The 11,917-nt window shown below is 63.2% G+C and carries 10 protein-coding genes; 4 read left to right on the top strand and 6 right to left on the bottom strand.

The window, feature by feature from the left end:
* Nucleotides 1–119: 119 nt before the first annotated feature.
* The 3 genes from AK81_RS22395 to AK81_RS22385 form a co-directional block, all read right to left on the bottom strand.
* Entirely contained in the window at nt 120–2,930 is a 2,811-nt protein-coding gene (locus tag AK81_RS22395) for an FAD-binding and (Fe-S)-binding domain-containing protein (protein WP_043202591.1), read from the bottom strand.
* 75 nt (nt 2,931–3,005) lie between these two features.
* Complete coding sequence (gene lldD, locus AK81_RS22390; protein ID WP_043202589.1) at nt 3,006–4,151, bottom strand: FMN-dependent L-lactate dehydrogenase LldD; 1,146 nt, start codon at nt 4,149–4,151, stop codon at nt 3,006–3,008.
* A gap of 63 nt (nt 4,152–4,214) precedes the next feature.
* Nucleotides 4,215–5,885, bottom strand: a complete 1,671-nt coding sequence (locus AK81_RS22385) for a lactate permease LctP family transporter (RefSeq protein ID WP_043202587.1) — start codon at nt 5,883–5,885, stop codon at nt 4,215–4,217.
* A gap of 255 nt (nt 5,886–6,140) precedes the next feature.
* On the opposite strand from AK81_RS22385, the gene AK81_RS22380 reads away from it, so the two are divergent.
* The gene (locus AK81_RS22380; RefSeq protein ID WP_016501656.1) at nt 6,141–6,908 is read left to right on the top strand and encodes an FCD domain-containing protein; all 768 of its coding nucleotides are present in this window, start codon (nt 6,141–6,143) and stop codon (nt 6,906–6,908) included.
* A gap of 124 nt (nt 6,909–7,032) precedes the next feature.
* On the opposite strand, the gene smpB is transcribed toward AK81_RS22380, so the two are convergent.
* The gene (smpB, locus tag AK81_RS22375) at nt 7,033–7,515 is read right to left on the bottom strand and encodes an SsrA-binding protein SmpB (protein WP_016489183.1); all 483 of its coding nucleotides are present in this window, start codon (nt 7,513–7,515) and stop codon (nt 7,033–7,035) included.
* A gap of 162 nt (nt 7,516–7,677) precedes the next feature.
* Between smpB and AK81_RS22370 the strand changes: the two genes are divergently transcribed.
* Entirely contained in the window at nt 7,678–8,112 is a 435-nt protein-coding gene (locus tag AK81_RS22370) for a type II toxin-antitoxin system RatA family toxin (protein ID WP_016501654.1), read from the top strand.
* Nucleotides 8,113–8,175: 63 nt separating this feature from the next.
* Here the strand turns inward: AK81_RS22370 and AK81_RS22365 are convergent, their stop codons facing one another.
* On the bottom strand, nt 8,176–8,712 hold the full coding sequence (locus tag AK81_RS22365; RefSeq protein ID WP_043202582.1) for an outer membrane protein assembly factor BamE: 537 nt from the start codon (nt 8,710–8,712) through the stop codon (nt 8,176–8,178).
* 97 nt (nt 8,713–8,809) lie between these two features.
* Here AK81_RS22365 and fur point away from each other — a divergent pair, with 97 nt between their 5' ends.
* Entirely contained in the window at nt 8,810–9,214 is a 405-nt protein-coding gene (gene fur / locus AK81_RS22360; RefSeq protein WP_003249922.1) for a ferric iron uptake transcriptional regulator, read from the top strand.
* 194 nt (nt 9,215–9,408) lie between these two features.
* Here the strand turns inward: fur and recN are convergent, their stop codons facing one another.
* The gene (gene recN, locus AK81_RS22355; protein WP_043202580.1) at nt 9,409–11,082 is read right to left on the bottom strand and encodes a DNA repair protein RecN; all 1,674 of its coding nucleotides are present in this window, start codon (nt 11,080–11,082) and stop codon (nt 9,409–9,411) included.
* Between the two features lie 192 nt (nt 11,083–11,274).
* Between recN and grpE the strand changes: the two genes are divergently transcribed.
* On the top strand, nt 11,275–11,832 hold the full coding sequence (grpE, locus tag AK81_RS22350) for a nucleotide exchange factor GrpE (protein WP_043202578.1): 558 nt from the start codon (nt 11,275–11,277) through the stop codon (nt 11,830–11,832).
* The last annotated feature ends 85 nt before the right edge of the window (nt 11,833–11,917 follow it).

Genomic DNA, 11,917 nt, shown 5'->3' with positions numbered 1-11,917 from the left:
TGCCCGCGAAACAGGCGCCGCGGTTTATGGCACCGGCTGCGCCGGTGTTCGCGGGCATGCCCGCTCCCACAGAGATTGCAGCAGCCGGCAGATTTTGCCCAAGGGCTTTGCGTTAGCGCTCAGATACTGCGTGGGCGGGTGACGCGGTCTACCAGGTAGACCAGGCCGTGGTAGTCGATGCCGCTGTGGCTCGACAGGCCGATCTCGCAGGTGCGGCTGGTGGAGATGCCTTCGCTGCAATACTGCACCGCATCCTTCAGGCTGCGCAGCGCGTGGGCATTGAGCTCGGGGGTGGTGAAGCCTTTGTCACCGGCAAACCCGCAGCAATGGATACCTTCGGGGATTACCACCTGTTTGCTGCAACGCCGTGCCAGGTCGATCAGCGCCTGGCTTTCACCCAAGTGCTGGGTGCTGCACGTCACATGCACGGCTACCGGCTCGTCCTGGGGGGTGAACTCCAGGCGGTCGAGCAGGTGGGTGCGGATGAAGCGCACCGGGTCGTACAGGTCGAGCCGGGTGTCGCCCAGGTCTTGCACCAGGCGCAGGGTGCAGGGGCTGGTGTCGCAGTAGATCGGGTCAAGGCCGCCGCGGCTGGCGTGCAGCAGGGCGGTAATCAGCTCCTGGCGCTTGTGCTCGGCCTGTTCGGGGTAACCCTTGGAGGCGAAAGGCTGGCCGCAGCACAGGCTGTCGGCATTGTCGGGGAACACCACCTGGTAGCCGGCTTTTTCCAGCAGGCCGCGGGTTTTGTCCAGCAGCGAGCTTTGCTCGCGGTCGGCATAGGCCGGCCCCATCACCCGTGAAACGCAGGCGGCCAGGTACACCACGCGGGGGCGGGCGTCGTTGCTGGCCGCGCCGAAGCTGATCGGACGCAGGGGTTGTGGCATGGCCGGGGTCCACTGTGGCAGGCGGCCTTTGCTGGCGTTGCTCAGCGAGGCGCTCAGGCGGCCCAGGCGCGGGGCGCCGAGCAGCTTGCGTGCAGTGTTGGCGGCCGTGAGGGTAAGGCGTGCGCCCCCCAATACGGTGTGGAAGTGCTCGGCCAGCCAGTTGGCGGTCTTGTCGTGGTCGGCGGCCTGGCTGCGCAGCTTTTTCACCAGCTCGCCGGTGTTGATGCCCACCGGGCAGCGTTGTGCGCACAGGCCGGTGGCGGCGCAGGTGTCGAGGCCTTGGTACTGGTAGGTGCGGCGCAGTTCGCGGGTATCGATGCCGGCGCGTTGCTTGGCCTGGATGTCACGCCACATGACGATGCGCTGGCGCGGGCTGAGGGTAAGCCCCTTGGACGGGCACACCGGTTCGCAGAAGCCACATTCGATGCACTTGTCGACGATTTCGTCGGCGGCAGGCAGCGGCTTGAGGTTTTTCAGGTGGATGTCTGGGTCTTCGCTCAGCACCACGTCGGGGTTGAGGATGCCGTTGGGGTCGAGCAGGCGCTTGAGCTTCCACATCAGCTGGTAGGCGTCATGGCCCCACTCCAGCTCCACGAACGGCGCCATGTTGCGCCCGGTGCCGTGCTCGGCCTTCAGCGAGCCGCCGAACTCCACCGCCACCAGTTGCGCCACCTCGTCCATGAACGCCTGGTAACGGGCGACTTCCTCGGCGCTGTTGAAGCCCTGGGTGAAGACGAAGTGCAGGTTGCCTTCCAGCGCATGGCCGAAAATGATCGCTTCGTCGTAGCGGTGCTTGTCGAACAGCAGGATCAGGCGGTTGACGCCCTCGGCCAGTTGCTCGACGGGGAAGGTCACGTCTTCGATGATGACGGTGGTGCCGGTCTGGCGCACGGCGCCGACGGCGGGGAAGGTGTCCTTGCGGATTTTCCACAGCTGGTTGTACACGGCCGGGTCTTCGCTGAAGTCCACCTGCTGTTCCAGCGGGAAATCTGCAATCGAGGCCATCACCTGGCGCAGTTGCTCGTGCAGCAGGCTCTGGCTGGCGGCGCGGGACTCGATCAGCAGGGCGCAGGCGTTGTCCGACAGGCCTTTTACCCACAGCGGCATGCCAGGCATGTTCTGCACCGAACGCAGGCTGCGGCGGTCGAGCAGTTCCACGGCCGAAACCGGCTGCTGCTTGAGCACGGGCACCGCGCGACAGCAGCTTTCGACGCTGGGGAACACCAGCAGGGCGCTGGCCTTGTGCGGGTGGTCGGGCACGGTGTCGTAGGTGACGGCGCTGATGAAGCCCAGGGTGCCTTCGGAGCCGACCAGCAGGTGCTGCAGGATGTCCAGCGGCTCGTCGTAGTCCACCAATGCGTTCAGCGACAGGCCGGTGGTGTTCTTCAGCCGGTATTTGTGCCGGATGCGCTCGGCCAGCGCGGTGTTGGCGCGGGTCTCGCGGGCCAGGCTGGCCAGCGATTCCAGCAGCTCGGCGTGGCTGCTTTCAAAGGCGGCGACGCTGGCCGGGTCTTCGCTGTCCAGGCGCGTGCCGTCGGCCAGCACCAGGCGCAGGCCTGCCAGGGTGTGGTAGGTGTTCTGCGCGGTGCCGCAGCACATGCCGCTGGCGTTGTTGGCAACGATGCCGCCAATCTTGCAGGCGTTGATCGACGCCGGGTCGGGGCCGATCTTGCGGCCGAAGGGGGCCAGCCAGGCGTTGGCCTGGGCGCCGATCACGCCCGGTTGCAGGCGGATCTGCTCGCCCTGGCCACGGATTTCGCGGCCGTTCCAGTTATCGCCGAGCACGATCAGCACCGAGTCGCTGATGGCCTGGCCAGACAAGCTGGTACCCGCAGCGCGGAAGGTGACCGGCACCCGCTCGCGCTGGGCCAGTTTGATCAGGCCGACCACTTCGTCCTCGGACTCGACGCGCACCACCAGCTTGGGGATCAGCCGGTAGAAGCTGGCGTCGGTGCCGAAGGCCAGGGTGGACGTGGGGTCGTCGAAGCGGCGTTCGGCGGGTATCAGGCGCTCGGCATCACGCAGGAATGCGGCGGGCAAGCTCATGCAGTCTCCTCGCGGGGCTGTGGCGTCTGTGCGGCACATGCCCCGGGTCAATCAGGCGGTGTTTCTTGCAGGCGATCAGGCGCCCAGTTCGCGTACCAGCGAGTCGCGGGTGATCTCGCTGATCGACTTGGCGCCGGTCAGCACCATCGCCACGCGCATTTCCTTCTCGAACAGCTCCAGCAGGTTCTTCACCCCGGCCTCGCCGTGCACCGCAAGTGCGTAGAGGAAGGCGCGGCCGATCAGTACGGTGTCGGCGCCCAGGGCGATCATGCGCACCACGTCGAGGCCGCTGCGAATGCCGGAGTCGGCGAGAATCTTCAGGTCACCCTTTACCGCATCGGCAATCGCCGGCAAGGCGCGGGCGCTGGACAGCACGCCATCGAGCTGGCGGCCGCCGTGGTTGGACACCACGATGCCGTCGGCGCCGAACTTGACCGCATCGCGGGCGTCATCGGCATCGAGAATGCCCTTGATGATCATCGGGCCGTCCCAGTACTCGCGGATCCACTCCAGGTCTTTCCAGGAGATCGACGGGTCGAAGTTGTTGCCCAGCCAGCCGATGTAGTCGGCAAGGCCGGTGGGGTTGCCACGGTATTTGGAGATGTTGCCCAGGTCGTGCGGGCGGCCCATCACGCCGACATCCCACGCCCACTCGGGGTGGGTCATGGCTTGCAGCACGCGGCGCAGCGGGCCGTTGCGGCCGCTCATGCCCGAGTGGGCATCGCGGTAGCGGGCGCCGGGTACGGGCATGTCGACGGTGAACACCAGGGTTTTGACCCCGGCGGCCTTGGCCCGCTCCAGGGCGTTGCGCATGAAGCCGCGGTCCTTGAGCACGTACAGCTGGAACCACATTGGCCGGTTGATGGCTGGCGCCACTTCTTCGATCGGGCAGACCGAGACGGTGGACATGGTGAACGGGATGCCATGGGCCGCCGCTGCACGCGCCGCCTGCACCTCGCCACGGCGGGCGTACATGCCGGTGAGGCCGACCGGGGCCAGGGCCACCGGCATGCTCAGGGTTTCGTCGAACAGCTTGGTTTCCAGGCTGAGCTCGGACATGTTGTTCAGCACGCGCTGGCGCAGGGCAATGCCGGCCAGGTCCGACACGTTGTGGCGCAGGGTGTGCTCGGCGTAGGCGCCGCCGTCGGCGTAGTGGAACAGGAAGGGAGGCAGCTTGCGTTGGGCCGCGGCGCGATAGTCGGTAGAGGCAGAAATGATCATGGATTCTCGCAGCGTTGCTTGTGGGGATTGCCGGGCGCGCAATGGCGCCCGGCCCCTTTCACTTTAGTGATGAACCAGCATGCCGGTCAGCCAGTAAGCCTGAATCAGGGTGATCAGGCCGACGATGGTGGCAAAGAACAGGCTGTGCTTGACGGTGAAGCGGAACAGGTCGGACTCCTTGCCCACCAGGCCGGTGGCGGCGCACGCCACGGCGATGGACTGCGGCGAGATCATCTTGCCGGTTACGCCGCCGCTGGTGTTGGCCGCTACCAGCAAGGTGTCGCTGACCCCGATCTGGTGCGCGGTGGTGGCCTGCAGCGAGCTGAAAAGGGCGTTGGACGAGGTGTCCGAGCCGGTCAGGAACACGCCCAGCCAGCCGAGGAACGGCGAGAAGAACGGGAACGCGGCGCCGGTGCCAGCCAGTACCAGGGCCATGGTCGAAGACATGCCCGAGTAGTTGGTGACGAAGGCGAAGGCCAGCACCATGCCGATCGACAGGATAGGCCAGCGCAGCTCCCAGAAAGTCTCTTTGAAAGTGGTAAGACCAGTTTTGAAGTTGATCTTCAGCACTGCCATGGAGATCAGCGCCGAGAGGAAGATCGCGGTGCCGGTGGCGGAGATCGGGTCGAGCTTGAACACCGCTGGCATGGCAGTGGGCGCAGCAACGATCGGTGCGGTCTTGACCACCAGCTGGTCGAGGTGCGGGATGGCGAAGTTGAACACGAAGTTGTACATCGCGCCGCCCGGGGCGAACGCAGCCTTGAACGGCTTCAGGGTCCAGATGGTGACCAGTACGGTCAGGATCAGGAACGGCGACCAGGCCTTGAAGATTTCGCCGAAGCTGTAAGGGCTAGGCTGGCTGCCGCTGGACTGCACAACGGCTGCGCCGACGCTGCCTTTGGCCTCGCTGAACGAACGCTTTGGCTGCCAGACTTTCAGGAACAGGGTGAGGCAGATCAGGCTGGCCAGTGCCGAGGTGATGTCGGGCAGTTCCGGGCCGATGAAGTTCGAAGTGAAGTACTGGGTAACGGCGAAGCTCAGGCCGGCGACCAGGGCGGCAGGCCAGGTTTCCTTCACGCCGCGCAGGCCGTCCATCATGAACACCAGCCAGAACGGCACGAACAACGACAGCAGCGGCAGCTGTCGGCCGGTCATGGCGCCGATGTGGAAGGCGTCGATGCCAGTGACCTGGCCGGCCACGATGATCGGGATGCCCAGGGCGCCGAAGGCCACCGGCGCGGTGTTGGCGATCAGGCACAGGCCGGCGGCGTACAGTGGGTTGAAGCCCAGGCCCACCAGCAGCGCGGCAGTGATTGCCACGGGGGCGCCGAAGCCCGCCGCGCCTTCCAGGAAGGCACCGAAGCAGAAGCCGATCAGCAGCACTTGCAGGCGCTGGTCGTCGGTAATCGACAGTACCGAGCTGCGGATCACTTCGAACTGGCCACTCTTGACCGTGAGTTTGTACAGGAACACCGCGGCAACGATGATCCAGGCAATTGGCCAGAGGCCATAGAGGAACCCATAACCCGCCGCGGCGAAGGCCATGTCGACAGGCATCTGAAAGGCGAAGATCGCCACCAGGATCGACAGCGCGAGGGTGATGCTGCCCGCTACGTGGCCTTTGAGGCGGAACACGGCGAGGGCAAGGAAGAAGAACACGATAGGGATGACCGCCGCCAGTGCGGACAGGCCAAGACTACCAAGCGGGCTATAGAGTTGTTGCCAGGTTTGCATATGGGGTGGCCCCTAATTGTTGTTGGTCAGCACTGGCATTGGATAATTGGTAAGACCAATTTACAATGGCTGGGCGCTAGGTTAAAAGCGCTGTCGTGGGTGTGTCAATTTGTCCTGTGCAAAACTTTGGTCGCGTGCCGATGAGCGGGCGCCTGATGCGCTTGGAAAATCCTGGCTTGATGGGTGTTTGCGCGGCGTGGATCGGCGAGAATAGGCGCCCCCTGAAATCTGCGGGGGGTTTGTGGAGAGCATGTGATGGTTTTTGATCAGGTCCGCCAACGGCGCCTGTCCGACGACATCGTCGATCGGTTGGAAGGGATGATTCTGGAAGGCACGCTGACCTCGGGGCAGCGGCTGCCGGCCGAGCGCGCCCTCGCCGAGCAGTTCGGCGTGTCCCGCCCGTCACTGCGTGAGGCGATCCAGAAGCTGGTGGCCAAAGGGCTGCTGGTCAGCCGCCAGGGCGGGGGCAATTTTGTTGCCGAGTCACTGGGCTCTACCTTCAGCGACCCATTGCTGCAGCTGCTCGAGCACAGTGCCGAGGCGCAGCGCGACCTGCTTGAATTTCGCCATACCCTGGAGGCTTCGTGTGCCTATTACGCTGCCCAGCGTGCCACCGAGCCGGACCGGGCGCGCTTGAAGGCGGCCTTCGACGCGTTGCAGGACTGCTACACCAGGGTTGATGAAGTCACCCGGGCGGAGGAGGGTGTGGCCGATGCGCGCTTTCACCTGGCGATTGCCGAGGCCAGCCATAACGCGGTGCTGCTGCACACCATTCGTGGTTTGTTCGACCTGCTGAAGCGCAACGTGGTGACCAACATTGGTGGCATGTACCAGCAACGGACCGAGACCCGGGACATGCTGATCAGCCAGCACCGGGAGCTGTACCTGGCGATTGTCGAGGGCAGGGCGGAGGATGCGCGGGAAGTGTCCAGCCGGCACATTCTGTATGTGCAGGAGGTGCTGCAAGAGGCACACGAAGAGGCGCAGCGGGTGGCGCGGGCGGAGCGGCGTAGCGGGCGTTGAGATCGGTGCTGGATTCTTCGCGGGCACGCCCGCTCCCACAGGATATGCGCCAGGCTTGAAGCTGGTGCGGTCCCTGTGGGAGCGGGCGCGCCCGCGAAGAGGCCGGAACAGGCTTAAGGAGTAATTAGTCTTCCTTGCCTTTGTTCCGCACAACCCGCTGCAGCTCGCGGTTGGAATCGCGTTCGCGCACGGTGTCGCGCTTGTCGAATTCCTTCTTGCCCTTGCCCAGTGCAATTTCGCACTTGATCAGGTGCTTGCTCCAGTACAGCGACAACGCCACGCAGGTGTAGCCCTTTTGCGCTACAGCCGCTTCCAGCCGCTCGAGCTCGCGCTTGTTCAGCAGCAGCTTGCGGGTGCGGATCGGGTCGGCGATGACGTGGGTGCTGGCGGTGGTCAGCGGGGTGATGTGGCTGCCGAACAGCCAGGCCTCACCGTCCTTGAGCAGCACGTAACTGTCAACGAGGTGCGCCTTGCCAGCTCGCAGGCTTTTTACTTCCCAGCCGGACAGGACCAGCCCGGCCTCGAACTTGTGTTCGATGAAGTAATCGTGTCGCGCTTTTTTATTCTGCGCGATGGTCCCGGTCGGATGTTTTTTTTGCTTAGCCATAGGGGCGGCATTATAGGCAAGTCCGTGCGTCGTCCGCTATGGGATTTCGGTGTGCTTGAGCCACTGCAATGAATACCGGACAATACGGGCCTGTCTTGGTGACAGAACCTGTTTTCGGCACGCTGCGAAGCGTCGCCACCCAGCCTTGGAAGTGACGCCTGGATGACTACCCATATTCAACGCTCCGCCCTGCTGCCATACCCCGCCCAGGCGCTCTACGATCTGGTCAACGATGTGGCCAGCTACCCAGAGTTTCTGCCGTGGTGCTCGGCCTCGACGGTGATCGACGCCAGCGACACGCACATGCACGCCAAGCTCGAGGTGGCCAAGGGCGGCATGAGCCAGTACTTCGTCACGCGAAACGTGCTGGTGCCGGGGCAGTCTATCGAGATGAACCTTGAAGAAGGGCCGTTCACGCAGTTGCATGGCGTGTGGGTGTTCAAGCCGCTGGGTGAAAAGGCCTGCAAGATCAGCCTGGACCTGTCCTTCGATTATGCCGGGCCGATTGTGCGCGCCACCTTGGGCCCGCTGTTCAATCAGGCGGCCAACACATTGGTCGATGCTTTCTGCCAGCGTGCCAAGCAATTGCATGCCTGACAGATACGGCGCAAACAAAAAGCCCGGACCAGGTCCGGGCTTTTTTACGGCTGCTGTTCCCGGTTAACGGGTTTCCAGCGGAGCCGGCGTCGGGACCGGGGTGGTCTCGATGGTGTCGATTTCGCGCTGGATGGATTCTTCCACCGAGCCTGGCTTGGCCGGTTTTTCTTCAGGCTGAGCTGCTGGCTGCTGTGTCTGGCCTGGCTCGCTGGCCGGGCTGACCGAGGTGTCGCCGCTGCCACCGAGGATTTCCTGGTCGCGGCTGACGCCTGGCATGAAGTCGCCAGACAAGTTGACCAGTTGGTCGCTTTCGTTGAAGAAAATGCTCATGCGCTCTTGCTGGCGTTTACCGCCACCAGGCTGCAGGCTGTACAGGTAATCCCAACGATTGGTGTTGAAAGTATCCTGGATCAGCGGGTTGCCCATGATAAACCTTACTTGCCGTCGGGTCATTCCCGGGCGTAATTGGTCTATCATGTCCTGCGTGACGACATTGCCCTGCTGGATGTCGATTTTGTAAACCCCGGGAAACGAGCAACCGGCGAGTGCGAGCAGTCCCACTAGGGTGAGGCTGGTTAGCAAGAGCTTGGTGTTTTGCATCGGTGGGCGACTTCCACTATCTTGGCTGGACAACGTAAACCCCGATCATACCCGTATTAAGAGAAGCTGCGAAGCAGCATCGGCGAGAAAGCTGACCATGGTTGAAAATAGCGAATTGCGCAAAGCCGGTCTCAAGGTGACCCTGCCTCGAGTCAAGATCCTTCAGATGCTCGATTCCACCGAGCAGCGTCACATGAGTGCCGAGGATGTTTACAAGGCACTGATGGAAGCAGGCGAGGACGTAGGCCTGGCCACCGTCTATCGCGTACTGACCCAGTTCGAAGCAGCGGGTCTGGTGGTTCGCCACAACTTCGACGGCGGCCACGCAGTGTTCGAGCTGGCCGATGGCGGTCACCACGACCACATGGTGAACGTGGATACCAGTGAAGTCATCGAGTTCATGGATGCCGAAATCGAGAAGCGCCAGCGCGAAATCGTAGCCGAGCATGGCTTTGAGCTGGTGGACCACAATCTGGTCCTGTACGTCCGTAAGAAGAAGTAACGATTTTTTATCGTTATGAATGACAAAGGCGACCCTAGGGTCGCCTTTGTGCTTTCTGAGAGGTTGAAAAGTGTGTTGTCAATGCTGGCCTCTTCGCGGGCATGCCCGCTCCCACAGGTAAGCCACAGCTTTCAGATCCCATGATCATCCTGTGGGAGCGGGCGTGCCCGCGAATTGCCTCGGAAAAGAAGGGTTCAGGCCTTGCCGCTCACGACCATCTTGCGCGCATGCGCCAACGATTCCTTGGTCAAGTCGATACCGCCAAGCATCCGCGCCACTTCTTCTACTCGCTCACGCTTGCCCAGGCTGGCCACGGCGGTGTGGGTGGTGTCGCTGTTGCGCACTTTATGCACGAACAGGTGGTGATGCCCTTGCGCGGCCACCTGTGGCAGGTGAGTCACGGTCAGCACCTGGCCGCGCTCGCCCAGGCGGCGCAACAATTGGCCGACAATTTCGGCAGTAGGGCCGCCGATACCCACGTCGACTTCGTCGAACACCAGGGTAGGAATACGCGATGTCTGCGCGGTAATCACCTGGATCGCCAGGCTGATACGCGACAGTTCGCCCCCCGACGCTACCTTTGCCAAGCCCTTGAGCGGTTGGCCCGGGTTGGCGCTGACCAGCAGTTCGATCTGCTCCAGGCCATGCGGTGACAGGTCTGCCCCCTCGGTGGGCGTCAGCTCGATGCAGAAGCGCCCGCCGGGCATGCCCAACCGCTGGATTTCCTGCTCGACGGCGCCCGCCAGTTGCTGGGCGGCTTGCTGGCGCAGGGCGCTGAGTTCGCGGGCCCGCTCTTTATAATGCTGTGCGAAAGCGGCCAGTTCTTCGCCCAGCCGCTCAATCGACTCGTCACTGGCGTTCAGGCCTTCGATTTCTTCCATCAACTGCTGCTGCAGGTGAGGCAGTTCGGTGGGGTGCACGCGGTGTTTGCGCGCCAGTGTATAGATGGTGTCGAGGCGTTCTTCCAACGCCTGCAGGCGCATCGGGTCGGCGTCGAAGTTGTCGAGGAAGCGGTTGAGCTCGCCCACGGCTTCTTCTACCTGGATCTGTGCACTGGCGATCAGGTTGGCTGCCTCGCCCAAGGCCTTGGGCGAGTGGGTGGCAGCGCCCAGCCGGTTGAGGCTGGAGGTAAGGGCGCTGAGTACGTTGCCCGAATCGCTCTCACTGCACTGATCGATCACCTGGCGACAAATGCCGAACAGGGCTTCGGCGCTGGTCAGGTTCTTGTGCTCCTGCTCCAGTTGCTCCAGTTCGTGCTCGCCCAGGCCAAGGTTGTCCAGCTCTTCCAGCTGGTAGCTGAGCAACTGATGGCGGGCACGTTGCTCGTCACCTGAATTGGACAGGCGCTCGCGCTCCAGGCGGGTCTGGTTCCAGCGCTTGGCAGCCAGGTGCACCTGGCGGGCCAGGTCGACGGCGCCGGCATATTCGTCGAGCAGGCGGCGGTGGGTGTCGGTTTTCAGCAGCGACTGGTGCTCGTGCTGGCTGTGGATATCGATCAGCAGCTCGCCCAGCGCCTTGAGGTCGCCCAGCGGGCACGGCGTGCCGTTGATGTAGCCGCGGCTGCGCCCTTCGGCGGTGATGACCCGGCGCAGGATGCACGGGCCGTCGTTGTCCAGGTCGCGTTCGGTCAGCCAGGCATGGGCCTCCGGGATGTCCACCAGGTCGAAGGTGGCGAGGATGTCGGCCTTGTCGGTGCCAGGGCGCACCACGCCACTGTCGGCCCGATCGCCCAGGGCCAGGCCGAGGGCGTCAAGCATGATCGATTTGCCGGCGCCGGTCTCGCCCGTGATGACGGACATGCCGCGGGCAATTTCGAGGTCGAGGTGCTCGACGATGGCGTAGTTGTGAATGGACAGGTGCACCAGCATGAGGGCGGCTCCCGAAAGTCTGATCTGGTTATTTATACAGTACTTTTTTCTGGCCTGCCAATGCCCCTTGGCAGATTCTGTTGCGACCGGGAAAACCACCTTGCCCCTTGAAGCTGGTTTTTCCGGCCCCATATAGCCGACATCACAGGCGAGCCTGGCTCGCAGTCCACAAAATTGCGCAGGAGAGACCCAATGGCTGACGAACAGCTGAACGAGAAAGACCTTAACGTCGAAGAAGCCGGTGCAGCCAATGCTGCTGAGGCCCGTGTTCTGGAGCTCGAGGAGCAGCTGGCCGCGGCCAAGGACCAGGCGCTGCGCGCCGTTGCCGACGTGCAGAACGTGCGCCGTCGTGCCGAGCAGGATGTCGAGAAAGCCCACAAGTTCGCCCTGGAAAAGTTCTCCAACGACTTGCTGCCGGTGATCGACAGCCTGGAACTGGCCCTGGCGCATTCCAATGACGAAGATGAGCAGGTCAAGGCCATCCGCGAAGGCGTCAAACTGACCCTCAAGATGTTCCAGGACACCCTCAAGCGCTACAACCTCGAAGTCGTCGACCCGCATGGTGAGCCGTTCAACCCTGAGCACCACCAGGCGATGGCCATGCAGGAAAGCGCCGAAGTCGAGCCAAACAGCGTGCTGAACGTGTTCCAGAAGGGTTACCTGCTGAACGGCCGCCTGCTGCGCCCCGCCATGGTGGTGGTCAGCAAGGCGCCGAGCGCGGCGCAACCCTCGATCAATGAAAAGGCTTGAAATCCATCGGGGCAACCCCATCTAGGTGTCAAGCCTTCAAGTATTACCGCAGTTGGCCAAAGTAGTCGCTGCTAACCAAATTCAA

This window comes from Pseudomonas putida W15Oct28 (genome assembly GCF_000708715.2).
In the GTDB taxonomy this organism is placed as follows: domain Bacteria; phylum Pseudomonadota; class Gammaproteobacteria; order Pseudomonadales; family Pseudomonadaceae; genus Aquipseudomonas; species Aquipseudomonas putida_R.
Note: the sequence above shows the minus strand (reverse complement) of the source record. Positions and strands in the feature narration are given on the sequence as shown.